At 44.0% G+C, this 25,734-nt stretch carries 22 protein-coding genes; 11 read left to right on the forward strand and 11 right to left on the reverse strand.

Going from position 1 to position 25,734, the window contains the following annotated elements; all coding sequences use genetic code 11:
* The first annotated feature begins 1 nt into the window (after position 1).
* Both NQ518_RS02165 and NQ518_RS02170 read left to right on the forward strand, forming a co-directional pair.
* Positions 2 to 1,483, forward strand: coding sequence for an NADH-quinone oxidoreductase subunit N (locus tag NQ518_RS02165; protein WP_227205008.1), 1,482 nt, complete (start codon positions 2 to 4; stop codon positions 1,481 to 1,483).
* Between the two features lie 494 nt (positions 1,484 to 1,977).
* Positions 1,978 to 2,388 (forward strand): DUF805 domain-containing protein, encoded by a 411-nt coding sequence (locus tag NQ518_RS02170; RefSeq protein WP_227960985.1) that lies wholly within the window; start codon positions 1,978 to 1,980, stop codon positions 2,386 to 2,388.
* Positions 2,389 to 2,464: 76 nt separating this feature from the next.
* Here the strand turns inward: NQ518_RS02170 and uvrA are convergent, their stop codons facing one another.
* Both uvrA and NQ518_RS02180 read right to left on the reverse strand, forming a co-directional pair.
* Positions 2,465 to 5,293, reverse strand: coding sequence for an excinuclease ABC subunit UvrA (uvrA, locus tag NQ518_RS02175; RefSeq protein ID WP_227960983.1), 2,829 nt, complete (start codon positions 5,291 to 5,293; stop codon positions 2,465 to 2,467).
* 27 nt (positions 5,294 to 5,320) lie between these two features.
* Positions 5,321 to 6,040, reverse strand: a complete 720-nt coding sequence (locus tag NQ518_RS02180; protein WP_227960981.1) for a gliding motility-associated C-terminal domain-containing protein — start codon at positions 6,038 to 6,040, stop codon at positions 5,321 to 5,323.
* Between the two features lie 124 nt (positions 6,041 to 6,164).
* On the opposite strand from NQ518_RS02180, the gene NQ518_RS02185 reads away from it, so the two are divergent.
* From NQ518_RS02185 to NQ518_RS02195, 3 genes are read left to right on the forward strand one after another with little or no spacing between them, the layout of a single operon-like run.
* The gene (locus tag NQ518_RS02185; protein WP_227205016.1) at positions 6,165 to 7,559 is read left to right on the forward strand and encodes an amino acid ABC transporter substrate-binding protein; all 1,395 of its coding nucleotides are present in this window, start codon (positions 6,165 to 6,167) and stop codon (positions 7,557 to 7,559) included.
* 25 nt (positions 7,560 to 7,584) lie between these two features.
* The gene (locus NQ518_RS02190; protein ID WP_227205018.1) at positions 7,585 to 8,331 is read left to right on the forward strand and encodes a porin family protein; all 747 of its coding nucleotides are present in this window, start codon (positions 7,585 to 7,587) and stop codon (positions 8,329 to 8,331) included.
* A gap of 4 nt (positions 8,332 to 8,335) precedes the next feature.
* Complete coding sequence (locus NQ518_RS02195; RefSeq protein WP_227205020.1) at positions 8,336 to 9,862, forward strand: peptide MFS transporter; 1,527 nt, start codon at positions 8,336 to 8,338, stop codon at positions 9,860 to 9,862.
* Positions 9,863 to 9,974: 112 nt separating this feature from the next.
* On the opposite strand, the gene NQ518_RS02200 is transcribed toward NQ518_RS02195, so the two are convergent.
* The 3 genes from NQ518_RS02200 to NQ518_RS02210 all read right to left on the reverse strand — a co-directional run bounded on the left by NQ518_RS02200 (position 9,975) and on the right by NQ518_RS02210 (position 14,940).
* Positions 9,975 to 10,205, reverse strand: coding sequence for a hypothetical protein (locus NQ518_RS02200; RefSeq protein WP_227960980.1), 231 nt, complete (start codon positions 10,203 to 10,205; stop codon positions 9,975 to 9,977).
* Between the two features lie 136 nt (positions 10,206 to 10,341).
* Positions 10,342 to 12,543 carry a sodium-translocating pyrophosphatase gene (locus NQ518_RS02205; RefSeq protein WP_227960978.1) on the reverse strand — a complete coding sequence of 734 codons (2,202 nt, stop codon included), beginning with the start codon at positions 12,541 to 12,543 and terminating at the stop codon, positions 10,342 to 10,344.
* Between the two features lie 762 nt (positions 12,544 to 13,305).
* Positions 13,306 to 14,940, reverse strand: coding sequence for a phosphatase PAP2 family protein (locus NQ518_RS02210; protein ID WP_227206236.1), 1,635 nt, complete (start codon positions 14,938 to 14,940; stop codon positions 13,306 to 13,308).
* A gap of 336 nt (positions 14,941 to 15,276) precedes the next feature.
* Between NQ518_RS02210 and NQ518_RS02215 the strand changes: the two genes are divergently transcribed.
* From NQ518_RS02215 to NQ518_RS02225, 3 genes are all read left to right on the forward strand, one after another.
* Complete coding sequence (locus NQ518_RS02215; protein WP_227206238.1) at positions 15,277 to 15,864, forward strand: DUF4230 domain-containing protein; 588 nt, start codon at positions 15,277 to 15,279, stop codon at positions 15,862 to 15,864.
* A complete protein-coding gene (locus NQ518_RS02220) occupies positions 15,851 to 16,498 on the forward strand; it encodes a DUF4230 domain-containing protein (RefSeq protein ID WP_227206241.1) in 648 nt (215 codons plus the stop codon). The genes NQ518_RS02215 and NQ518_RS02220 overlap by 14 nt, the downstream gene beginning before the upstream one ends.
* 200 nt (positions 16,499 to 16,698) lie before the next feature.
* Positions 16,699 to 17,295: an RNA polymerase sigma factor gene (locus NQ518_RS02225; protein WP_227206243.1), complete on the forward strand. Its 597-nt coding sequence runs from the start codon at positions 16,699 to 16,701 to the stop codon at positions 17,293 to 17,295.
* Positions 17,296 to 17,380: 85 nt separating this feature from the next.
* Here NQ518_RS02225 and rpe read toward each other — a convergent pair whose 3' ends face one another.
* The 3 genes from rpe to NQ518_RS02240 all read right to left on the reverse strand — a co-directional run bounded on the left by rpe (position 17,381) and on the right by NQ518_RS02240 (position 19,702).
* On the reverse strand, positions 17,381 to 18,058 hold the full coding sequence (rpe, locus tag NQ518_RS02230; RefSeq protein WP_227206245.1) for a ribulose-phosphate 3-epimerase: 678 nt from the start codon (positions 18,056 to 18,058) through the stop codon (positions 17,381 to 17,383).
* A gap of 15 nt (positions 18,059 to 18,073) precedes the next feature.
* Positions 18,074 to 18,199 carry a hypothetical protein gene (locus NQ518_RS02235; RefSeq protein WP_260107753.1) on the reverse strand — a complete coding sequence of 42 codons (126 nt, stop codon included), beginning with the start codon at positions 18,197 to 18,199 and terminating at the stop codon, positions 18,074 to 18,076.
* 339 nt (positions 18,200 to 18,538) lie between these two features.
* Positions 18,539 to 19,702, reverse strand: a complete 1,164-nt coding sequence (locus NQ518_RS02240; RefSeq protein ID WP_227208633.1) for an IS4 family transposase — start codon at positions 19,700 to 19,702, stop codon at positions 18,539 to 18,541.
* Positions 19,703 to 19,841: 139 nt separating this feature from the next.
* On the opposite strand from NQ518_RS02240, the gene NQ518_RS02245 reads away from it, so the two are divergent.
* Positions 19,842 to 20,540, forward strand: a complete 699-nt coding sequence (locus tag NQ518_RS02245; protein WP_227207011.1) for a phosphoribosylanthranilate isomerase — start codon at positions 19,842 to 19,844, stop codon at positions 20,538 to 20,540.
* A 2-nt stretch (positions 20,541 to 20,542) separates the two neighbouring features.
* Positions 20,543 to 21,145 (forward strand): UpxY family transcription antiterminator, encoded by a 603-nt coding sequence (locus tag NQ518_RS02250; RefSeq protein ID WP_227207013.1) that lies wholly within the window; start codon positions 20,543 to 20,545, stop codon positions 21,143 to 21,145.
* A gap of 23 nt (positions 21,146 to 21,168) precedes the next feature.
* Here NQ518_RS02250 and bcp read toward each other — a convergent pair whose 3' ends face one another.
* Both bcp and mnmL read right to left on the reverse strand, forming a co-directional pair.
* Complete coding sequence (bcp, locus tag NQ518_RS02255; RefSeq protein ID WP_227207015.1) at positions 21,169 to 21,618, reverse strand: thioredoxin-dependent thiol peroxidase; 450 nt, start codon at positions 21,616 to 21,618, stop codon at positions 21,169 to 21,171.
* A gap of 531 nt (positions 21,619 to 22,149) precedes the next feature.
* Positions 22,150 to 23,091: a tRNA modification radical SAM protein MnmL/YtqA gene (gene mnmL, locus NQ518_RS02260; RefSeq protein ID WP_227960976.1), complete on the reverse strand. Its 942-nt coding sequence runs from the start codon at positions 23,089 to 23,091 to the stop codon at positions 22,150 to 22,152.
* 64 nt (positions 23,092 to 23,155) lie between these two features.
* Between mnmL and NQ518_RS02265 the strand changes: the two genes are divergently transcribed.
* Entirely contained in the window at positions 23,156 to 25,360 is a 2,205-nt protein-coding gene (locus NQ518_RS02265) for a S9 family peptidase (RefSeq protein WP_227960975.1), read from the forward strand.
* Between the two features lie 106 nt (positions 25,361 to 25,466).
* Here the strand turns inward: NQ518_RS02265 and NQ518_RS02270 are convergent, their stop codons facing one another.
* Positions 25,467 to 25,733 (reverse strand): PqqD family protein, encoded by a 267-nt coding sequence (locus NQ518_RS02270; protein WP_227960973.1) that lies wholly within the window; start codon positions 25,731 to 25,733, stop codon positions 25,467 to 25,469.
* Between the last annotated feature and the right edge of the window lies 1 nt (position 25,734).

Consider the following 25,734-nt stretch of genomic DNA (forward strand, 5'->3'; position numbering starts at 1 on the left):
GATGAATTACAGTCAATTCCTATATATGATGCCAGAGGTCACCTTAGTGGTGCTTTTGCTGGTTACGTTTGTTGTCGACTTTGCTACATCGCAGAAGATAAGGACGCTTGCTCCCACCGACAAGCGTCGCTCATGGTTCAATCCCATGATTTGTCTGCTTATGTTTGCGCACATCCTCATCAACCTATTCCCCATTGAGACACACACTGTTTTTGGGGGAATGTACATCGCTACACCTGCCATTGGGGTGATAAAGACGATTTTGGCTTTTGGAACGCTCATCGTTCTCATTCAGTCCAAAGAATGGTTGTCGCGTCCCGATACCGCTTTTAAGGAGGGAGAGTTTTACTTATTGGTGATAGCAACGCTGTTGGGAATGAATATGATGGTGAGTGCCAACCACTTCTTGCTCTTTTTCTTAGGCTTGGAAATGGCGAGCGTACCTATGGCTTGCTTGGTTGCGTTTGACAAATATCGTCACGACTCAGCCGAAGCAGGAGCCAAATTCATATTGACAGCCACCTTCTCAAGCGGGGTGATGCTCTACGGTATCAGCTTTATCTATGGTGCGGTAGGCACGCTTTACTTTGAAGACATTGCCACACAGCTCACAGCCACACCGTTTACCATTCTTGGCATGGTGTTCTTTTTCAGCGGCTTGGGCTTTAAGATTAGCTTGGTGCCTTTCCATTTCTGGACAGCCGACTCGTACCAAGGTGCGCCAACTACCGTTACTGGCTATCTCTCGGTAGTAAGTAAAGGTGCAGCAGCTTTTGCTCTTTGCACTATCTTGATGAAAGTCTTTGCCCCCATGGTCATCTATTGGCAATATTTGTTGTACATCGTTATTGTGTTGTCAATCACGGTAGCCAACTTGTTCGCCATTCGTCAAACCAACCTGAAACGCTTTATGGCGTTCAGTTCTATCTCTCAGGCAGGTTATATTGTCTTGGCGATTGTTGGTAACTCGGCGTTGAGCGTCACTGCATTGAGCTTCTATGTGCTGATTTACGTGGTAGCTAACATGGCAGTTTTTACCATTATCAGTGCGGTAGAGGAACATAACAACGGTACGGTGATGATGGACAGTTACAATGGCTTTTATCAAACCAATCCCAAGCTGGCTTTCCTCATGACTTTGGCATTGTTCTCGTTGGGTGGTATTCCACCGTTTGCGGGCATGTTCTCTAAGTTCTTTATCTTTATGGCAGCCGTGCAGGATGCCGATCTGAGTACTTCAGTAGGGGCATGGGCGTACATCGTGTTGTTCATTGCGTTAATCAATACGGTCATCTCCTTGTATTACTACCTCTTGATTGTGAAGGCGATGTACATCAAGAAAAGTGAAAATCCATTGCCCATGTTCAAGAGTCACACAAACACCAAGTTGGCATTGGCTGTATGCACAGCCGGTGTAGTGTTGTTTGGCGTGTGCTACATGGTATTCGATTGGATACATGCGGCTTCGGTAGCCATTTCGTAGTTTTACGAATTTATACATAAATAAAGTCCCTAACCTTTGGTATTTGAAATGCCATCGGGTAGGGACTTTTTTCGTTGCGTGAATTCTCTTAATAACAGGCAAGTATTTTACTTCAGGTAAACTCATGCTAATTGGCATCCAAAGTCATTGAGATTGGACGTTAAAGTCATGTAGATTAATGATCAAACTCATGGCTATTGAAAGGACGACAATATGAAGGCTGTAGATCGGTACTTGTGAAATCTCGAATACGAATAGTATACTGTCAGAATTAATATGTATTTACTCCAGCTAATTGATGCTTTTTTCTTTAAAAATTTTGAGTTAAAGAGTTGTTATATTGAATATTTAAAGCTAACTTTGTCCTTAGAGAATGCGTGTATAGCTATATTGCAAAGCACTTTTAATAAAAGTAAAATTTTAAACTTCTGTTGTTCTTTAAACATCTTAATAACCAAGGTACAATGAGATTGTACCTATTAAAAAATAAAACTATGGAACAAAATTCTATTCGTGAGGCATCGCCCAAGCTGTCGTTTTCCGATGCCGTTCGTCAAGTTTTTAACAAGTATGCAACCTTTAAGGGACGTGCGCGCCGGTCAGAGTATTGGTGGTTCGTGCTGTTTTACTGTTTGGTTTTAATTGCAGCAGCTTTATTGGATAACCTTTTTGGCATCACCTTTGAGTACGCCTTTTACGGAGCGATTTATTGTCTTGCGGCACTCGTATTGTTCTTACCTAATTTAGCTGTTACAGTTCGTCGCTTGCATGACATTAACAAGAGCGGTTGGAATATTCTTTGGGGAATCATTCCGTTGATTGGAAGTATCTTATTGATTGTTTGGTGCTGCCAAGATTCAGATTTAGAGGCCAATAAATACGGCGAATCTCCTAAATATTTGTAACATTTAGGTATAATAAAATATGGAAGCGGGCACGGGCCTACTTCTATAAATATAGGTTAACTCTTTCGGAAGGGGGTTAGCCTTTAAGTTCTTGTTTTAAGAATTTTGGGGTATATCCCTTACTACTTTTGGCCACTTCTTCAGGCGTTCCCGTGGTTAAAATCATGCCGCCGCCACGTCCACCTTCTGGTCCCATGTCAATGATGTAATCGGCCAACTTGATGACATCCAGGTTGTGTTCGATAATTACAACCGTGTTACCACGATTAACCAATTGCTGAAGCACGTCCATCAAGATGCGGATGTCCTCGAAGTGCAGTCCTGTTGTTGGCTCGTCAAGGATGTACAGCGTCTTTCCTGTGTCGCGTTTAGATAATTCGGTAGCCAACTTCACCCGCTGACTCTCACCGCCCGAAAGGGTAGTGGAGGGTTGTCCCAGTTTGATGTAGCCTAAGCCAACATCCTGAATGGTTTTGATTTTGTGTAGAATGTTAGGCACGGCATCGAAAAATTCTACCGCCTGATTGATGGTCATGTCCAGCACGTCGGCAATGCTTTTGCCTTTATATCTCACTTCAAGTGTCTCGCGGTTGTAGCGTTTGCCATGGCAAACCTCGCATGGCACCATCACATCGGGCAGAAAATTCATTTCTATCGTCTTGTAACCATTGCCACCGCAGGCCTCACATCGTCCACCTTTCACGTTAAACGAGAAGCGTCCAGGTTTGTAACCCCGTATTTTAGCCTCTGGTAGGTTGACGAACAGCGAGCGAATGTCGCTGAACACGCCCGTATAGGTGGCTGGGTTGCTGCGAGGAGTTCGCCCTAACGGACTTTGATCTACATCCACCACCTTATCTATATAGTCGATGCCTTCTATCGAATCGTACGACATTGGCTTTTTCAGCGAGCGATAAAAATGCTTCGACAGTATGGGCTGCAGCGTTTCGTTGATGAGAGTAGACTTGCCAGAGCCAGACACGCCCGTTACGACAATGAGTTTTCCAAGCGGAAACTCCACGTCAATATCCTTCAGGTTGTTACCTTTTGCTCCCTTTATCCAAATACTTTTGCCGTTGCCTTCACGCCGTTTCGTGGGTAACTCAATGGCTCGTTTGCCATTTAGATAATCGGCCGTGATGGTATGTTGCTGGAGCATTTGCTGCGGAGTGCCTTGAAAGACAACCTCACCTCCTTTGCGTCCAGCCTTTGGGCCGATGTCTATAATGTAGTCGGCAGCCAACATCATGTCTTTATCGTGCTCCACGACAATGACAGAGTTGCCCATGTCGCGCAATTCTTTCAGTGAGTGGATGAGCCGTTCGTTATCTCTTTGGTGCAAACCAATGCTGGGTTCGTCGAGAATATACAGCACATTGACCAGTTGTGAGCCAATTTGAGTGGCCAGTCTGATGCGCTGGCTCTCGCCTCCGGACAAAGAGGCAGACGCGCGGTTGAGTGAAAGATAGTCGAGACCAACTTCCAGTAAGAAGCTCACGCGTGCTCTCAATTCCTTCACAATCTCAGTAGCAATGGTTCTTTGTTGTTTGTCCAGATGCTCCTCCACATGGTCGAGCCACTCTTTCAGTTCGGTGATATCGAGGTTGGCAATCTCTGAAATGTTGTGGTCCCATATCTTGTACGACAACGATTCTCGCTTGAGCCTCATGCCGTTGCATTCAGGACAAGTGGTCGTGGCAAGAAACTGGTCTGCCCATTTTTGTCCGGCTGTCGAATCATCATTCTCCATGACCGTACGCAGGTATTTGATGATGCCTTCAAAAGTCACAAAATAGTCACTACTGGTACGAACTAAGTCTTTGGAAATCTTGATGTTTTCAAGGCTTCCATAAAGTATTTCATCAACCACATCCTGCGGTATGTCTTTGAATGGAGTTTTGAGTGTCAGATCGTATTTGTGCAAGATGGCATCGATTTGCCAGAATATCATCTGGTTCTTGTATTTGCCCAATGGGACGATGGCACCATCATGTATGCTAAGTTTGTCATTCGGAATAACTTTTGAAAGGTCAATCTCGTTGACATAGCCCAAACCTTTGCAACGCTGACAGGCACCCTCTGGCGAGTTGAAAGAAAAGATGTTGGGGGCGGGTTCACCGTATGAAATGCCGCTGACGGGGTCCATCAGGCGTTTGGAGAAGTTGCGTATTTCGCCTGTTTCTTTGTTCATAATCATGATGACACCGTCGCCTTGCCTCATGGCTATCTGTACTGTTTTCTTCAGTCGCTCATCATCTTTACCACGCACCTGCAACTTGTCGATCACCACCTCAATGTTGTGGTTCTTGTACCGGTCAACCTTCATGCCGCGAACAATCTCCTTGATTTCTCCATCTACCCGCATGTAGAGATAGCCTTTGCGCCGCATACTCTCGAAAAGTTCGCGATAGTGGCCTTTTCTTTGCCTGACCAAGGGAGACAAAATGTAGATGCGCTTGTCGGCATAGTCGTTGAGAATCATCTCAATAACCTTCTCTTCGGTGTATTTTATCATTTTTTCACCCGACAGATAGCTGTATGCTGTACCGGCCCGGGCATAGAGAAGGCGCAGGTAGTCGTATATTTCAGTGGTTGTACCTACAGTAGAGCGTGGATTTTTGTTGGTGGTTTTCTGCTCGATGCTGATGACTGGAGACAGTCCTGTGATTTTATCTACATCGGGTCTTTCCAGGTTACCGAGGAAGTTTCTGGCGTATGCCGAGAACGTTTCGATATACCTTCGTTGGCCTTCGGCAAAAATAGTGTCGAATGCCAAGGATGATTTTCCTGAACCTGATAAGCCTGTAATAACGGTGAGTGCATTGCGTGGAATCTCTACATCGATGTTCTTAAGATTGTGTACGCGTGCACCCCATATATTAATCTTTTCGTCTTCGCGAGTCATTTGTATCCTGTTGCTTCCTAAATTGTTTTATTTACCCATCTTGGTGCCACCATCTTCATTGTATCCTCTCAGTAAATTTACGTCTGTTTTGATGTTGAAAGTTCTTCCGTCGGCACCCTTTGCTTTGACTAAACAGAAGTAAACGCCCTGCTTCACGTCTTTGCCTTGGAACTTTCCATCCCAACCATCGGCTGGATTTGTCCACTCGAACAACTTTTGTCCCCACCGGTTAAAAATGTATGCCTTGAACTCTGTCAGACTTTGCCAACCGTCTTTGGCTTTATAGATGTCATTGATGCCATCACCATTAGGTGAAAAAGCATTAGGCATATCCAGCTTACTTTCTGAAATAGAAACAGTTATCGGTGATGCGTCAGCCCAATATTCCTCCGTATACTTCACCGAGTCAGTGCCATGAGTGAAGATGGCGTAGAGCACTACTCGATGCGAACCCGCCTTGGTGAAAGTCACTTCGGTATCTTGTTCGTAGCGTATGAGATACGGTTTCTCGTCACCTTCAAGGGTAAACCGCCATTCGAAGTAAGCGTTCCAGTCTCCTTGATTCGCTACATTTGCTGAAAATTTGGCCTTTAAAGGTGCTGAACCACTAAATTCAGTGACCGCCTCACTCGTTTCGCCATCTACTGTTGTGAAGATGGCAGATGGACTTATCGTGGGTGTCTCTTGTGCCATGATGTGCAAAGAGGTTAGCAGCATGAGAATGAATAGGGCTGTCTTAATTTTCATTTTTGATTCGTTTTGAACAATGAGAATGGTGCAATCCGAAGACAAAGATAGTAAAAGATTCATGACTAATAGTGAGGTGTTGAATATTTTTTTGTATTTTTGCAGTTAAATAAGGATGAAAACGATGAACATGAAATCTATATTTAAAAATATATTACTGGCGGTTTTAATGCTTTTCAGCATTGAAGCCATAGCGCAAGTCAACCAATGGCGTGACATTTATGAAGCTAAGAAGAAAGATACCGTATTCGGTATTGCACGAAAATATGGTGTTTCCGTTCCTGATTTGATGGATGCCAATCCTGAAATGAAAAAAGAAGGATATGAGTTGAAGAAGGGGGATACCGTTTTCATACCATTTGTTAAGAAACAGACTGCTGCGACAACAGGGTCGGTCAAGACACAAACACCTGTGAAAAAAGAATCTGCCAAACCGCAATTGGCTAGTAATATGGACATTACCAAGCGTGCCATTCGCATTGGTGTGATGCTCCCTTTGCACGATGTTGATGGTGATGGCAGGAGAATGGTGGAATATTATCGCGGTTTGTTGCTGGCTTGTGATGATTTAAAGGCAAAGGGTATTTCAACCGATATCCATGCGTGGAATGTACCAATTGATGTTGATATCCGCCAAACGTTGCTGGATCCGAATGCCAAAAGTTGTGACATTATTTTTGGTCCGTTATACACCAAGCAAGTAAAACATTTGGGAGATTTTTGCAAGAAGTTTGGAATTAAAATGGTTATTCCGTTCTCTATTGAAGGAGGTGAGGTGGCCAATAATCCTCAGATATTCCAAATATACCAGTCGGCAGACAGTCAAGCACAAGACGCCATACGTGCTTACCTGGATCGTTTTCCTAACCATCACCCGGTATTCATTGACTGTAATGATGCTACGAGTACAAAAGGCATCTTCACTTTTCCGTTGAGAAAGCAGTTGGAAGCCAAAGGCATCAAGTATAACATCACCAACTTGAAGTCGAGCGAGGAAGCTTTTGCAAAGTCGTTCAGCTTGTCAAAGCCTAATGTAGTCATTTTGAATACCGGGCGTTCACCAGAATTGAACGTGGCTTTGGCAAAGATTGATGGACTGAAGGCAGCCAATCCCGCACTGTCTGTGTCGTTGTTTGGCTACACAGAGTGGCTGATGTATACGAAAGTGTACTTCGATTACTTCTGCAAGTACGAAACTTATATACCGACAGTTGCTTATTACAACGCCCTCTCTCCTCAAACCAAGCGGATTGAATATAAGTATCGTCAGTGGTTTAAGGAAGAGATGCAAGGCGCTCTTCCACGATTTGCACTAACTGGTTACGACCAAGCAAGTTATTTTTGTCAAGGACTTCATCGGTATGGCATGAACTTCTCAGGAAGCAAAGCGGAAAATATGCATACGCCATTGCAAACTCCATTACATTTCAGGCAGGTCGCTAACGGTGGCAGACAGAATGCCAATTTCATGTTGATTCATTATAAGAACAATCGAACCATCGAGAGTATCACTTATTAAAGAATCGCTTTTGAAAGATTTTTAAATGAAAAAGTCGGTATTTTCTCTACTGTTCATCTTGTTTCCTTTGTGGCTTTTTGCCCAAGTAGGGAACTATCGTAACGAGTTTGCTGTGGGCGTTAATGGCGGCTATGTCCTCAGTAATGTCGGCTTCGTACCCAAAGTTACGCAAGGCTTACATGGTGGTATGACGGGAGGACTCACGTTGCGTTATGCTTCAGAGAAGTATTTCAAGACCATTTGCTCTATTTATGCCGAGGTGAACTATACACAAGGTGGATGGAAAGAAAACATCGTTGACTTGAAGGATCAACCAGTTGTGAACAGTGAAACAGGCCTCGCTGAGGAATATAGCAGAACCATCAATTATATACAAGTACCCGTTTTCGCCCATTTGGCATGGGGAAAAGAGGGTAGAGGCTTTCAATTTTTCTTTCAAGCTGGTCCCCAGTTCGGTTATATGCTGAATGAAAGTACCAGCGTAAACTTTGACTTGGACCATGCAAACATGAATGACAGAGCTAATAAAGAGACAACACAATATAGCATGCCCGTGGAACACAAGTTTGATTATGGAATTGTAGCGGGCATCGGCGTGGAGTATTCGTTGCCTAAGTTGGGTCATATCTTACTTGATGCGCGTTATTATTATGGTTTGGCAAATATCTATGGCGATACCAAGAGAGATTATTTTGCCAAGTCCAACTTGTCTAATATCGTCGTGAAGCTATCTTATCTTTTTGATATAACTAAAACCAATTTAAAAAAATAAATCTATGTTTGAAAATCAACCTAAAGGCCTTTTTGCTTTGGCACTGGCCAACACCGGCGAACGATTTGGTTATTACACCATGATTGCCGTGTTTGTATTGTTTTTAAGAGCTAACTTTGGATTAGATCCTGGTACGGCTGGTATGATTTACAGTGTGTTCCTTGGACTGGTTTACTTCCTTCCACTGGTGGGTGGTGTGCTTGCCGACAAGTTCGGTTTTGGCAAGATGGTCACCATTGGCATCGTGGTGATGTTCCTGGGTTACCTGTTCTTATCCATCCCATTGGGCGGTGAGACGTTTGCGCTCTTAGTAATGTTACTGGCTTTGCTGTTCATCAGCTTTGGTACAGGCTTGTTCAAAGGCAACTTGCAAGTAATGGTAGGTAATCTTTACGATGATCCGAAGTATGCCGACAAGCGCGATTCAGCTTTCTCCATCTTCTACATGGCTATCAATATTGGTGCTTTGTTCGCACCAACGGCAGCCGTCCGAATCAAGGAGTGGGCCGAGTCTGTTGGCTATGCCGAGAACGATGCTTACCATTTCTCTTTTGCTGTAGCATGTGTATCCTTGATTATTTCTATGGCTATTTATTACGGTTTCCGTTCAACGTTCCGTCATGTGGAAGGAAATGGCACGGCAGCCAAGACAGACGATGGTAAAGCTATCGAGACCGAAGAGTTGAGCAAAAAAGATGTAAGGGATAGAGTAGTGGCATTGTTGTTGGTGTTTGCAGTGGTTATTTTCTTCTGGATGTCATTCCACCAGAACGGACTTACCCTGACTTACTTTGCCAATGAGTTTACTCAAAAGACTTCTTCTGGCGTTCAGAGCATGGCTTTCGATGTGGTGAATCTTGTGATGATTATCTTTATCGTCTATGCAGGATTCTCATTCTTCCAGTCAAAAACACAGAAAGCTAAGGGAATCTCTTTAGCCGTCATCGTGGCAGCAATCGCTGTGTTGATTTATAAGTACACACAAGTAGAGGGAGCTATTGATGTGAGTGCGCCTATTTTCCAACAATTCAATCCATTCTATGTTGTAGCGTTGACACCAGTCAGCATGGCTATCTTTGGTTCGTTGGCAGCCAAGGGCAAAGAACCTTCGGCTCCACGCAAGATAGCTTATGGTATGGTGATTGCGGCATTTGCCTATACCATCATGATTGTTGGCTCACAAGGCTTGCTTACTCCTAATGAACAGGCGTTAGCTGCCGAGGCAGGAACAGCCAGTTACGCATCTGCCAACTGGTTGATTAGTACTTATCTCGTGCTGACGTTTGGTGAATTGTTGTTAAGTCCAATGGGTATCAGCTTTGTGAGTAAGGTTGCACCTCCTAAACTCAAGGGTGCCATGATGGGCGGATGGTTTGCTGCTACCGCCATTGGTAACTTGTTGGTGAGCGTAGGTGGATACCTTTGGGGTGACTTACCAGTATGGGCTGTTTGGTCTGTATTCATTGGAGTCTGCTTACTCTCTGCTTTGTTCATGTTCTCTGTAATGAAGCGATTGGAGAAAGTTTGTTAGTCAAACAACACCATTAAATAAAAAAGGCGTTTCGAACATCATACTTCGAAACGCCTTTTTATCTTGGTGAATAGATTCCTATTCTACATCATTCAATATGATTCGTGTAGCATTATTCAACGGTGTACAACCAGATAACCGCAATCATGATGAGTGCTGCAATGATGGATAAGGAAATGAACAGAACGTTACTAATCATTTTTCTTCGTTTCTTAGAAAAGCGATTGTTGTTCTTAAACTTTGATGATTCGTAGTTTCTGCGATGGTGATGGTGCTGAGAATGAGAATAATGTCCATGAGCTCCATCTCTCGGTGTAGATTGATTAAGGTTGTGTTCTGCCATTATCGTTGTCATTATTTCTATTGCAAAGGTAATGAAATATTCTTTGCAAACAAGAATCACCCCAAGAAACTCATCCAAATTTACGGCATTGATTGAGTTTCTTGGGGTGATTTCCAAGCATTAATATCTTATGTGTTTAAATCAGAGCAGCTGTTAGTCCAGCCATCACGATGCTGACCATAGACATCAACTTAATCAGAATATTTAAGCTTGGTCCGCTTGTGTCTTTGAAAGGATCACCTACGGTATCGCCAACGACAGTAGCCTTATGACATGCCGAGCCCTTGCCACCGAAGTTACCTTCCTCAACCATCTTCTTGGCATTATCCCATGCGCCACCTGCGTTTGCCATGAATATGGCCAGTGTGAAGCCTGCAGACAATCCGCCTACTAACAAACCTAACACTCCTGCGACACCTAATACGATGCCAACAACGATAGGAATGGCTATAGCCAATATGGATGGTAACAGCATCTCGCGTTGTGCCGACTTGGTACTAATCTCTACACAGCGTCCATAATCTGGGGTAGCTTTGCCTTCCAATATACCCTTGATTTCTCTAAATTGGCGTCTTACTTCATCAACCATCGCACCTGCCGCTCTACCTACAGCACCCATGGTGAGTCCGCAGAACAGGTAAGCAGCCATGGCACCAATGAAAGCACCTACCAAAACGCGTGGGTTCATGAGGTTCACTTGGAAGAAGTCCATGAAATCTGACATGGTTGCCGTGTTTGGTGTAAATACATTGCCGGCGGCATTTACAAATTGATGACCCTCGTCTACCATTCTGACCATGGCTATTTTCACCTCTTCTATATAGGATGCCAAAAGCGCCAAGGCTGTCAGTGCAGCTGAGCCGATGGCAAAGCCCTTACCGGTAGCTGCTGTGGTGTTACCCAATGCGTCGAGTGCATCGGTGCGTTCTCTCACCTCTTCACCCAGTTCGCTCATTTCAGCGTTACCACCTGCATTGTCAGCAATGGGTCCATAGGCATCTGTAGCCAAGGTAATGCCCAGGGTAGATAGCATGCCTACTGCTGCAATGCCAATACCATACAGTCCATGACTGATAGATTCGGCACTCATACTCAAATCAAAACCGTTGGCACAGAGGTAGCTCAACATAATGGCAACAGATATGGTTACTACAGGAATGCAAGTACTAATCATTCCCGTGCCAATACCTTTGATGATGACGGTTGCTGCACCTGTTTGCGAAGAAGCTGCAATCTCTTTGGTGGGCTTGTAACTGTGTGAGGTGTAATATTCGGTGGCTTGACCAATGATGACACCTGCTGCTAGACCTGTTACTACTGAGAAGCTAACGCCCAACCAGTTGGTGATGCCCAAGAAATACAAGATGAGGAAGGTAGCAATGGCAATAAGTACCGCAGCAACATTGGTACCAAGGCTCAAAGACTTCAGCAAGTCTTTCATCGTTGCTTCTTCTTTGGTACGTACCAAGAAAATACCAATCAGGCTCAAGAAAATACCTACTGCCGCAATAATCATAGGAGCTACCACGGCTTTGAGTTGCATGTCACCGCTTGCCACAAAGGCTGTGGCACCTAATGCAGCCGTAGACAAGATACTTCCGCAATAACTTTCATAGAGGTCAGCACCCATACCAGCAACGTCGCCCACGTTATCGCCTACATTGTCGGCAATAGTAGCGGGATTTCGAGGGTCGTCTTCAGGAATATCTTGTTCTACCTTGCCCACCAAGTCAGCACCTACATCGGCTGCTTTGGTGTAGATACCTCCTCCAACACGTGCAAACAGCGCTTGTGTAGAGGCACCCATGCCGAAGGTCAGCATTGTTGTAGTGACGGTAACCAGTGCCATGTTGCTGCCATGATAAAGATAGGTGAGGAGTATAAACCACATGGCAATGTCCAACAGACCTAAACCAACCACAACGAGTCCCATGACTGCGCCCGACCGGAAGGCTATCTGCAGACCCTGATTTAAGCTCTTGCGAGCTGCATTGGCGGTTCTACCCGATGCATAAGTGGCGGTTTTCATACCAAAGAAACCACAGAGTCCGCTAAATAAACCTCCAGTGAGGAACGCAACCGGTACCCATGGATTTTGAATTTTGAGCACGTAAGCCATAAAAGCAAACAGGATAGCTAATGCGATAAATACATACAGCACCACAGTGTACTGTTGTTTGAGGTACGCCATGGCGCCTCTGCGCACATGTTGTGCAATTTCTCGCATACGAGGTGTGCCTTCATCATACTTCATCATGCTTTGGAAGAAGTACCATGCCATGGATAGTGCAACCACGGAGGCTACTGGCACAAGCCAGAAAATAAATGGAATGTTCATGGTTTTAATGTGTTTTAAGTTAGTAGATTTGTCGCAAATGTAGTGAATAATTTTAAGTTTACAAATATTTCTTACATATTTTCCCACCCTTGAAATAAGAAAATTTAGAAAGGCGAAATATGGGTTGTTCATCTATCGGGATGTGATGTACTGAACCAGCGCAAGAGAGCTGAGCGAACATTTGTTGATAATTTTGCTCATATTTAACCCTCAAAATGGCCCTTCAGAATGCGCAATCTAGAGAAAAACGATAGGCATGGAGGATGCACACAGGACGTTAACGATGTTTTAAAATCGTGTTTTTGCTGCAATGTCAATGAGTTTTTCGCTGAATACACAGTACTTTGGGGGGGCAAGTGATAGGTAATTGCCTGCCAAAAGCATGTGAATTTCATGCTTAACTCAATGTTATTGCTAGCAAATGGGATGTTGGCAGGTAGATAAAACTTAGGAAAGAAGCGTAAACTGTTGTGTATAAGACATATACGAAAAGTGCTCATGCTTGCCGTATTTGCAACAACCGACAAGTCTGTTTGCAAATAAGCGAAATATGAGAGCGTACGTTGTCAAGAAAATTCAATTATATAGACTACCATGATTTGGATACGGTCAACTCACATGTCTTTTGATAGAAAGGTTACTTTTAAATGGGTTTTTCAATGCGTTAGCCCATGCAATTATACCAATGATCAGTCACAGCGTTTTTATGACTGCTGCGTGAAAGGGACGAGGTTTATCACGTTCCGCCGGCTGTTGATAGGTTTAAAAATTAAATGCCATACCGAATGAAAAACTGGGTTGGTGCATGGGAGTCCGACGTTTAAAGGTGTCAGTAAGATAAGTCCGTGTGCCATCCTGTGATTCTTGAACACGGTTCCTCAGTTCATAGGTGTATTCAGGTTCAGCGTAGTCATAATTAAGATTTGTCTTGAACGACATGCCATGCTTGTAGGCCCACGTCAAGGAGAGCCCCGTGCTGTATAGGGGCGTTTTGTTCGACTTAATCGTTAAAAACTTACCATCATGGATGCCTCGTCCATCGCCCAGGTCATCCAACCATCTTGTCAGCTCTCCCTTTTCATCTGGGCTCTTAAAATATTGTTTGTCATTTGCGGAAATTGGAGTAAGGGCATTGCGCAGACCTTCAACATCCACATCGGCGATGGCATCGATGTCATAGTCAGTCGTGTGTCTTCTACCAATCAGCACCTTGCTGCCTAAGCGCAATCGGCTGGTAAGGGGATAAGAGAAATAGGCACCCGCACTGAAATCGAACATGCCCACATGATTGGATTCCAGTCCTACGAAGTTCACGAATTTTTCTTTTAAATCATTTTGCAGGCCATGTGCGTACATATTATATTTGAACCCATGCGACAAATCAACGGTAGAAGTAACAGGCATGGTCGTTACGCGAAGTCTTCCGCCTATTCCGATGTAATCATTCAAGAAATAAGCACTCTCAACCGCTACGCCTATGCTGGCACCTAAGTTCAGTTTCAAGCCTAAAGGATGGCTCGAGCCTTGCGTGCTGCCAGGAGCATAGGGTTGCATGTTCTCATCATAGTGGTCGTATACTTCTGGTGCTTTAAAGCGTTGCATCCTGGCTGCCATGTCTATGTTGATGGCAAAAAATGAGGGTCGGTTTGAGATGTTGGGCGTAATATCTTCCAGATTGCTTCGCCTCAGGCCTTTATCCTTGAATATCAGGTCACCCAGGGCATAGCCAATGTCTGTGGCTAAAATGCCTATTCCCGCTCCAACCAACACGTCGTTTACCCAATGCCTGTTGTTCAAAATGCGGCAAATGCCCGTTGCTGTAGCAACTGAATACCCAGCTATGCTGTACCATGGGCTACGCGTAAGTCCATACTCTTTGTGCAAGATGGTTGCAGCAACAAACGCTGTAGCCGTGTGCCCCGAAGGGAAAGAGTTGCGTTTAGTGCCATCTGGACGAAGCTCTTTTGTGGTGTGTTTCATGGTGTTGACTATTCCTGCCATCATGACAAACGACATGGCGTTGCTTACAGCAAGACGTTGAAGTGAGCTTCGTCCTTGAACGCCAGCCGTGTTCAGCACCCACGTTGTTAGCAGAGGGCTGTATTGTGCGTAGTTGTCCCAAGTGGTCTTGAACGTTGGTTGAAAATAATGTCGGAGAGAACGAAAGTCTTCTTTGCGAGATTTCACGATAAATCCCGAGGCGATGAATCCCAATCCCATGTATGTGAAATCTTGTTTCAATGCCTTCTTCGCATTGAAATTAGTAACAGGTGTGAGGATGGGGGATGGTGTTAACGCCGTAGTGTCAGTCACAGCGGAAAAAACAGCTTTCGATAGCAGCAAGAACAGCGTCACGCATACGATGAATTGACGTGAAACAGGATGATGAATGTTCATTTAAGATGATATAATAGTTGCTCACAGACCATTGTAGAATGATGGAGTCTGTTTGAGTTTGCAAAGTTACATCATATTTTTGTAGTAAACAACCAGATGTAAAATGAAGAATATAAATTTGACACATTTCATGACATTCTCAAATATTTTTTCTACTTTTGTAAAACATAAATTACTGAACAATACGAAAATGCCATTGCTACAATATGTAGCTTCTAGCGTTTTCTACATTGTATCACGCACAAAACTGACATGCGATCATACCTATTTATCCTCAGTTGCATCATTGCATTTTGCTCCTGTTCGCACAATAAAACAGAAGAGGGAATCGCTCCTATGGACACGATTCCAACCATGGTGATGCAGATACAAAAGTGTTCTAAACTATATACCACTGAAGTGCATGTTCACAAGATTGTTACGCATGACGACCAGCTGAAGCTCAACGGTTCTTTCATGAAGAAAGATTTTAGTGTCAACCTTCCGTTGGGCAGACGGAAGATTGCCATCCCGATGGATGCCACCCTGAAAGCATACATCGATTTCAGTAATTTCAGCGAAGAGAACGTGCAAAAGAAGGGACAAAAAATTGAGATTATCTTGCCGGATCCTCGGGTGACACTCACGTCAACTCGCATCAATCATGAAGAAATCAAACAGTATGTAGCACTCACTCGCAGCAACTTCTCTGACGAAGAACTCGCCAGTTACGGTCAACAAGGGCGTAATGCCATCATCAATGACATCAATTCACTGGGCATTATCGACCTGGCTCGTGAAAGTGCTGCCCGCACTTTGATACCGATGATTGAGCAAATGGGGTATCGTGAGGAAGACATCACCATCTCTTTCCGAAAACAATTCACATTGGAAGACATCAAGACTCTTCTTGACAAAACAACGATTGAACATGGAAACAAATAACAATAAAAGGCACAACTTGCTCAACCGCTTGTCCAAGACATCAGGGAAGGTTGTTTTTTCCATCATTATCATCTTGCTATTGGTGGGCATCGTGTTGGTGTATCTCAATAAAGACAATAGGCTTGCTCTGTCAAAGGATGACAAAATCAATATCACCCCCACGCAGATACAGAGCATTCGTGACATCGGACAATGGGAGTTTCTAACCATCAACAACGAAGAAATCATCGATACCGTTAGGCATGGCTTCTTCGGTGACGCCGAATTGGTTCGTATTTATTATGGTACTTTGCGACTGGGGATTGATTTACAAGATGCAGGTGAAGATTTTATAGAGCCTAAGGGAGATTCTATCGTCGTTATGTTACCACCCGTCAAGCTGTTGGATCACAACTTTATTGACGAGGCTCGCACCAAGTCTTTCTTTGAAAAAGGCGAGTGGAAGGCTAAAGATCGTGACGATCTTTACCAAAGAGCCTACCAAGCTATGATTGACCGATGCTTGACAACCCCAAACATCAAGAGTGCAGAGCGCAACGCCTCACGCCAGTTCTACCAGTTGATGAAATCCATGGGATTTGAGAATGTCATCATTCGCAATAAGCCATATACAAAAGAAAAGCGCAATCAATAAGCCATACTCGATAGTTGAATATACACAGTAGGGCAACTGATTCTTTTCGGAAAAGTAAAGTTTCTTGCGTATATTTTGGTTATTTAATTTGGTGGAATCATTAAATTCGTTTAACTTTGTGCACATCTTGAAACGTTTTATAACAAATAAATATCATTGCCTATAGATATACATTTACTTAGAATCAAATTTTTAAGAAAATGAGGAAGCTGAATGAGCTGTCAGATGAGGAATTGGCAGTGGCGTATATCAATGGTAATAACCACGCTTTTGATTTATTATTGTCGCGCAATCAGTCAAAGATATTCTCTTATATCCTGTTTGTTGTAAGGGATAGGGATGTGGCTGACGATGTCTTTCAAGAAACCTTTGTGAAGGTCATCACCAAGTTACAGCAGAGGAAGTATACCGTTACGGGTAAGTTTTGCGCATGGGTCATGCGCATTGCCCATAACATCATCATGGACATGTATCGCGAACAGAAATCTGAAAAGATTGTTGAGGCTACAGAAGACAATGACTTGTCAAACTTTGGCAGTAAGGAATTGTTAGACGAGAACATTGAGAGTAAGTTTGTCAACGAACAAATTCTCTGCGATGTCAAGAAGATGATGAACCTTTTGCCTACCGCTCAGCGTGAAGTGGTGTACATGCGATTCTATCAACAGCTGTCATTCAAAGAGATAGCTGACACCACGAATGTAAGTATCAATACGGCCTTGGGGCGCATGCGTTATGCCATCATCAATCTGAGGAAGATGGCTCAAGAGCATCAGATGGAATTACGAATGATGTAATCAGGCCGCTCATGCACTCCTATTGAGCAAGAAGAATGCTAATTTGTCTTCTTCTTGCTCCATGATTATGTTAAGTTCTCGAGGGTCATTCTTCACTTTCTTGGCTTGCAGAAAGTGTCTTTAACTGTTTAATGGTATTCTCTGGATTCTCTGATTTGAATACATAGCTACCACTCACCAGTACGTCTGCTCCTGCTTGAACAAGTCGCGGAGCGGTTTCTCCCTGTACACCTCCATCAACCTCAATAAGAGCTTTAGATCCGTATTCATCTATGAGTTTGCGGAGGCGTTTCACCTTGTTGATGGTATTCTCGATGAATGTTTGTCCACCAAAGCCAGGGTTGACGCTCATAAGCAGTACCAAGTCAACGTCACAGATGATGTCTTCCAGCAGATGAACGGGCGTGGAAGGGTTCAATACCACGCCGGCTTTCATGCCAGCCGCATGGATTTGCTGAATAGTACGGTGCAGATGGGTACATGCTTCGTATTGAACAGACATAATATAGGCCCCAGCCTTGGCCGTTTGTTCGATGTATCGCTCGGGTTGTACAATCATCAAGTGAACGTCGAGCGGCTTCTTACAGATTTTCGAGACGGCACTGATGACGGGAAAACCAAATGAAATGTTTGGTACAAACACACCATCCATGACATCCATGTGAAGCCAGTCGGCCTCACTGCGGTTAATCATTTCGACGTCTGACTTGATGTTTGTAAAGTCAGCCGATAGGAGTGAGGGAGAAATAAGAATGTTCTTCATTTGCGTTTTTGGGCATTAATTGAGACAATAGGATGTCTTCTTGTTATCAATGTCTATCACCCTGTATGTACGAGCCAACTGTCTGAGTAAGTTCAGCGTGACCTCTGAGGGGTTCAGTTCTTCTGGTGTAAAGTATTTCATAGGCTATATCTTTGATAATGTCTTTGTTAATATCATAACGTTCCAGCAATATCTTTATTACATTATAGTGTCAATATTTTCGTGCAGCGTTTAATCATGAGCCTCTTATATAATAAGGTGAAGTTGTTTTTGCGGCTCAAATTAGATTCATTTCACTCTTATTCCGGCCTATTGTCGTCTTCCGTAGGCCTTTAGGATGCGGGGTAAGAACGTCGAAATCCAATTTATATGAGCTACTTCAAGATGTTTGTCGAAATAAATTCGTACATTTGTCGAGTTCAACATCATTTTAACATTGAATGACATTAGTGTCCCGTTAAAATCGGGACCAGTTAAATATTAATCAAATAACCCCGGAAAGAGGGGACAATCGAGTTCTTTGACATTATTGAAATCAGTCCTTTCGAAGAGATCTACGAGTGGTGTCTTATCCATAAGCGAAATACTTAGAATCTGAAGAACCTCATAAGTCGATCGCTTAAGTTGAAAATCATGTTGTACGATAGCAACAAGGCAATAGGCTATGATTGCCGATGAAATTTGGATTCTCACAGCATTCTCTGTAGTACCCCAAAACTTCTTGATCTTGAGGTGCTGCTTTAGCCATTTGAAGAACAGCTCTATCTGCCATCTATTCTTGTAAAGATTGGCGATTTCAGGTGCTGTAAGATGAAAGGCATTGGTTAGGAAAGCAAACTCCCTGTCTTGTTCTTCATCATAGAATTTGACGAGTCTGAGTTTCTCTGGATACTTTCGGTATGAATTGTATTCAATGAATTCAATTACAGCATCTGTCAATATATTCTTTGGCAACCTGCGTCTCCATTTACAGCATTTGTATTGCAGATTCTTCTTGGCTCGCACAACAAAGAACGATTCATGCTGATGTATTTTGAAAAGTTCCTTGAATGCATTATATCCACGGTCGAATACATAGTAAGAACCTGATTCATAAGGAATTTCCTTCATGGAATTTGAGTCGTAAATGGATGCTGTAGAGATATGGAAGAAAGCAGGAACCTGAGATTCGAGGTCATATAACACATGTGCTTTTATCCCTCCCTTCTTCTTACGGAACTTTGCCCACCAGAAGACTGACAAACACAAAGGAATTGTCGTTGAGTCGAAGGCATACACATTGCCTTTCAACTTGAAGACATCCGTTACCCGTTTCTTTCTGGCTTGCTCCATCATATAGAAAGCAAAGTCTTCAAAGATACGGTAGTCACGATTCTGATTGGCTGAAGCAAATGTCGTTTTCGCAATAGGCTTACGCCCTAATCCAAGATGGTATTGCTTTGCTCTATGTGCTTCAAAAGCAACTATCAAATCTCGCAAACTCTCTCGATTACTCAGTTGACCAAACATCATAGCAAGCAACTGATTCCAACAAGTGAAATGCTTCACATAGCGGTTTCCATCATACTTGCGAACATAGTTGTTAAACTGAGTTCTGTTCAAAAAAGCGGTGAGCTGGGCAAAAACGTATTTGTCTTGGAACATAACAGTCATTTAAATTTGACTGCAAAGTTACGAAATCAAGTCCGTTTCATTTCAAAACACCACCTAATAGACTGTATTTCAATTAATTCAAAGAGCGATTAGCCCACCTTAACGGGACATTAGTGATTGAATGAACAAAATGAAAATAAAAGTGTGCGGTATGCGTGATACCGACAACATTCGCGCCGTATCAGCCTTAGACATCAACATGATGGGCTTCAACTTCATTCCCCATTCTCCTCGTTATGTGGAGATGATTAGCAGCATGGCCGGCATCATACCCGATTATAGTGAAGAACGCTTGGCCAAAGGAATGCAAAAGCAGGAGCCACAGTCTGTTGCTAATCGTATTGAGCGGGTAGGCGTGTTCGCTGACGATATGCCGCAGACCATCGTGACACGCGTCTACAATTACAGTCTTGATTACGTTCAATTGAACGGAAACGAAAGCAGGGTGATGATAGAGAACCTGCTTCGTACGCTCAAACCCGATATCCAACCGAATATCAAGATTATCAAGACCTTGTCCATATCATCCCAACAAGATTTGGAACAGTGTAAAGAGTTTGAGGGAGTGGTCGACCAGTTTCTTTTCGTTCCGTCTTTCGATGAAGAGGAATTCCAAGGTAAGAAGCCCGACTGGTCAGTCTTTGAGAAGTACGAGGGTACTACGCCATTCTTGTTAGGAGGCGGCATTGGCCCCGAAGATGCACAACGCATCAAGCAGTTCAATCATCCTTTGTTCGCAGGTGTTAACTTGAATCGTTGTTTCGAGACAGCGCCTGGTGTGAAAGATGTAGAGATGCTATGTACATTTATCCAAGAAATACGGTCGTAGTTATGGAAAGCAAGCCAGATAGTCACCCTTCTGAAAATGCGTCATCAGCTTCCATCTTGCCTCAGCAGAATGTAGAAGATACGTTGCCATGGTTTGCCGTAAGGCTGTTCATGGCAAAGCCTCAGTTGGTGATGGATTATCTGGATGAGCAGCAGTTGGAGTATTTTATACCGATGGAGTATGTGGACGTTGAGGACAAAGACCATCACATCCGTCAACAACTGCGGCCTGTCGTTCGAAATTTGGTATTCATTAAGAAAAGCAAACCCGAAAAGACCATACGGCAATTGCTGATGGATGCACCCTTCAAATCTTCTGTCATCCGCAAAAGCAAGGATGACAGTCGGTATTATGAGATTCCGGCCAAGCAGATGTTTGAGTTCCAAGCCATGTGCAATCCCGAGATTGCCATGCGTAAATTCTTGAGCGAGGAGCAAGCAAAACTAAAGCCAGGCACTCCTGTTTATGTCAAGTATGGCCCACTGAAAGGCTTGAGCGGCAGGTTGGTCCGCAGCAACAAAAAGTATTTTCTCTTGAAAGAGATACCCTGTATGGGCGTGATGTTGAAGGTGGCCCGCTGGTGCTGCAAGCCTTTGCAGCCTTGATGAGACAACAAATTAACCCAGCATTAACCGAGTATCTGCTGGGCGTGTTCCTTCACCTTGATTTCTTTCGGCGTGATGATGCGCTCTATCTTTCCTTCCTCATCAATGATGAAGGTGGTGCGGAAGGTTCCCATGTACTTTCTTCCACACATGCTTTTCTCGCCCCAAACACCAAAAGCATTATTGAGTGTCTTTTCTGTGTCAGCAATCAGTGGGAAGGGTAGCTGGTGCTTCTCAATGAACTTCTTGTGCGATTTCTCGTCTTGCACGCTAACACCCACTACGGCATAGCCTTGGGCTAAAAAGCGTTCGTAGTTGTCGCGCAGGTTACAAGCTTCGGTGGTACATCCTGGCGTGTTGTCCTTTGGGTAGAAATACAACACCAATTTCTTGCCTTTGAAATCATCCAACTTCAGTTCATTACCGTCTTGGTCGCGTCCCAATATCTCGGGCGCCTTGTCTCCTATCTTCATATTTGTATTGTTTTTAAACATTCGGGTCTATGCCCGAGCGTGTGATGAATATTGATGTTACGAAGATAAGCAAAATATATGATATATTGTTTGTACGTTGCTCTTTTCTTTGAGTTTTCTGTATTTGTCCAAAAAAATAACCAAAAAACTACCTTTGAAAAATCACATTCTAGAAAAAATCAATAGGCCAACAAGGAGTAAGAATGCTCGTTTTTTGGGAAAAAAGTCCGAACGGTGGTGCTAAAGCATGGAGATTATGCTGATAGATGTAGCTTTTTAGGAGCCAAGTGTCATACCATTGAAGGACAATAGCTATGACTTTAGGCTCTTAAAGCAATGCTTTTGTTTCGTAAAAGCATAGTGAACGGTCTGGAAATTAGGTAATGGTTCCGCAATGAATTGTGCTTCAATAAGATAATGAAGTGCGCCATATTTCGCTTATTTGAGCCGTGCGGACAGTTTGCTTGTTTACAAGCGAAATATGAGCAGGGTGTTGTCAAGAAAATTCAGCATTGAAGAAAGTTGCGAACATCATTCAACATCCATGGTGATATTTGCGGAGGGATGCCATAACTTTCCTTGCCATGTGTTCCGTTCAACCATTCTTTGCGTCAACAAATTCATCCATTCATAAGGCTTCAGTCCCCATTTGGGTGCGATGACCCTGTCTGGCGGTGACATGCTGACAAAGCGTTCGAGCACCAAATCATTTCGAAGACGCTCTATGTAGCGGATGATGACGTCAAGATATTGATCAACCGTGTAGGTGTGGAATGGGGATTCTGCGTACTGTTTTGCCAGTAGCGTGTGCCGTATCACCTGCATTTGGTGAATTTTCAGCACGTCGATGGGTAGCGACGAGATGATGGGAGCCTGCCCAATACTGTCTTCGCCCGACTCGCCCGGCAGTCCGATGATGACGTGTGCGCCTGTCAGGATGCCCCTATCGTGCGTCTTTTCTATTGCTGCTTTGCTGCATTCAAAGGTGTGTCCTCGGTTAATGCGCTGCAGTGTGTCGTTGTTGGTCGTCTCTACACCATATTCTATTAAGAGGAAAGTCTGCTTGTTCAGTTGTTCCAAATAGTCCAACAGCTGGTCGCTCATGCAGTCGGGACGGGTACCGATGACGATGCCCACGATGTCTTCCACCAGCAAAGCCTCTTCATATATGCGCTTGAGTGATTCGATAGAAGCGTAAGTATTGGTGTAAGCTTGGAAGTAAGCGAGGTATTTCATGCCGTGATACTTGCGCGAAAAGAACGCCTTTCCATCTTCCAACTGTTCTTGAATGGTCTTCCTGGGGTTGCAATAAGAGGGATTGAACGCTCGGTTGTCACAGTAAGTGCAGCCACCTGTTAACAGCTTGCCATCCCGATTAGGGCAGGTAAAGCCCGCGTCAACGGAAATCTTCTGCACCGGACCATCAAAATACGTGCGAATCCACGAGCCAAAGTCACGATATAATTGTTTCATTCACTTGCAAAAATACGCAAAATTGCCTATCTTTGCAATCATTAGCATTAAGAAATCAAGCAGAATGAAAAAGATCATTTTAGGGATTATAGCACTGTTCATGGCAACTTTAAGCGTCCATTCGGCAAAGCGAATTACTTTGAAGGCCATCCAAGATGGTGCTTTTGCGGCAGAGCGTTTGAGCGGAATTAAACCCATAGCGGGTACCGACCAGTATGCAAGAATCAGCAAAGACGGCAATCGTGTTGTCAGGTACTCGTTCAAGACGGGGAAGCAGACGGCCGTGCTGTTTGACGTGAACCATACGATGGGTTCGAAAATCGATTCGTTCGACGGGTATATCCTGTCGCCGGACGGTGCGAAAATGCTCATCCAGACTAAGACCGAACGTATTTATCGCCGTTCGTTCAAAGCACAATATTATATCTATACCATTGCCAGTACAAAGTTGGAACCCCTTTCGGAGGGAGGACCGCAGCAGGTTCCGGTGTGGTCGGCAGACAGTAGACAGATTGCTTTCGTGCGTGACAACAACATCCACCTCATTAAACTCTTGTACGACAACGCTGAAAGTCAGGTCACCAAAGACGGTAAGTTCAATGAAATTATCAACGGAGTGCCTGATTGGGTGAATGAAGAAGAGTTTGGACACAATCTTTCGTTCTGCTTTAACGCCGACGGAACCAAGATTTGTTGGATCAAATACGACGAGTCTAACGTCAAGAGTTATGCCTTACAACTTTTCAAGGGCATGCACCCCGAGCAGCATCAATATGCAGATTATCCGGGACTGTATACTTATAAATATCCCAAGGCCGGTCAGGACAATTCCAAGGTGTCGGTGTGGAGCTATGATGTAAAGAGCCATCAAACCCGCCAGTTGCAAGTTCCGTTGGATGCCGATGGCTATGTTCCCCGCATCAAGCCAACGACCGATCCCAACAAGGTTATCGTTTACACCTTGAATCGCCATCAGGACGAAATGCATTTGTATGCCGTTAATCCATCAAGTACCGTGGCTACGCTGTTGATTAAGGAGCGTGTACCGAAGTATGTCAAGGAAGAGGCCATGAAAGGTGTCATCATTGGCGAGAACAGCATTTTGCTGCCCAGCGATCGGGACGGGTATATGAAGGGGTATCTGTATAACATGAACGGTCAGATGATTAGAACCATCGGGAATGGTTCCTATGACATTACCGCTTGGTATGGCTACGACGAAAAAACCGGTGATGTTTACTATCAAGCTGCCGCACTGAATGCTCACGACCGTCAGATTTATGTTTCGCACAAGAATGGTAAGACCGATCGACTGACGCAGCAACAAGGGTGGAACGTTGCGCAGTTCTCTGGCGATTATCAATACTTCATCAATACATGGAGCGATTACGATCATCCGTATGTATATACCGTTCGGGACAATAAAGGAAAGGTGATGTCCACGCTGATTGACAATGCGTCTTTGCGAAAAAAAATAGCGAACTACGGTTGGACACCCAAGGAAACTTTTTCTTTCACCACGTCTGAAGGCGTAAAGTTGGACGGATGGATGGTGAAACCCGCTCAATTCAATGCTTCTAAACAATATCCGGTTATCCTCTTTCAGTATAGTGGACCGGGTAGCCAACAAGTGACCAACTCATGGAATGCGGGTTCCATGGGGCAGGGAGGTGCTTTTGATTATTATCTGGCACAACAGGGTTTTATAGTCGTTTGTGTTGATGGCAGAGGCACTGGCGGTAGAGGTTCTGAGTTCGAGAAAGTGGTTTATCAGCGGTTAGGAGAATTAGAATCCAAAGATCAGGTGGAAACAGCTCTGTGGCTTGGCAAGCAGTCGTATGTTGACAAGAACCGCATTGGCATTTGGGGATGGAGCTATGGCGGTTTCAACACACTGATGAGCATGAGCGAGGGACGTGGCGTGTTCAAGGCTGGTGTAGCCGTAGCGCCTCCTACCAATTGGAAGTTTTATGACACGGTTTATACCGAGCGATACATGCGAACACCCAAAGAAAATCCCGATGGATATGCCGTTAATCCGATAGAGCGGGCGGCAAAGCTGCATGGTGTCTTATTGATTTGTCATGGTTTGGCCGATGATAATGTGCATCCACAAAACACATTTGAGTATGCAGAGGCATTGGTTCAGGCTGACAAAGACTTTAAAGAGATTTATTATACCAACCGCAATCATAGTATTTATGGCGGTAACACCCGCAATCACTTGATGCGGCAGATAGCAAACTTCTTTATTGACGAACTGAAATAACCCTATCGGGTGGTCTGTTGATTGAACGTTTGTAATCAGTAACGCCATGACGTAGACATTTGTCTTATCGCCATGGCGTTACTGGTTAATTGATGAAAGGAATGAACTATTCGCAAATTCCAGCTTCGAGCCATTGGTTGGCCAACGCTTGTGCGTCTTTGCGAGCCGTCTGTTTGTCTACATCATACTCTTGCGTGAGCAATTCTACCAAGTCGTCAACGGTAAAATCCTTGCCCTGAATGGCATTCCACAAGTAAGCTGAGGTTTCATTCATGGATATGATGTTACTGAAGTCGATGTTTTCTCTACCTTCAGCAACGATGACTTGCTCACCACACACGTTGCGTAGATTAAATCCTGTTTTTGCTTTCATA

It is taken from the genome of Hoylesella buccalis ATCC 35310 (genome assembly GCF_025151385.1).
In the GTDB taxonomy this organism is placed as follows: domain Bacteria; phylum Bacteroidota; class Bacteroidia; order Bacteroidales; family Bacteroidaceae; genus Prevotella; species Prevotella buccalis.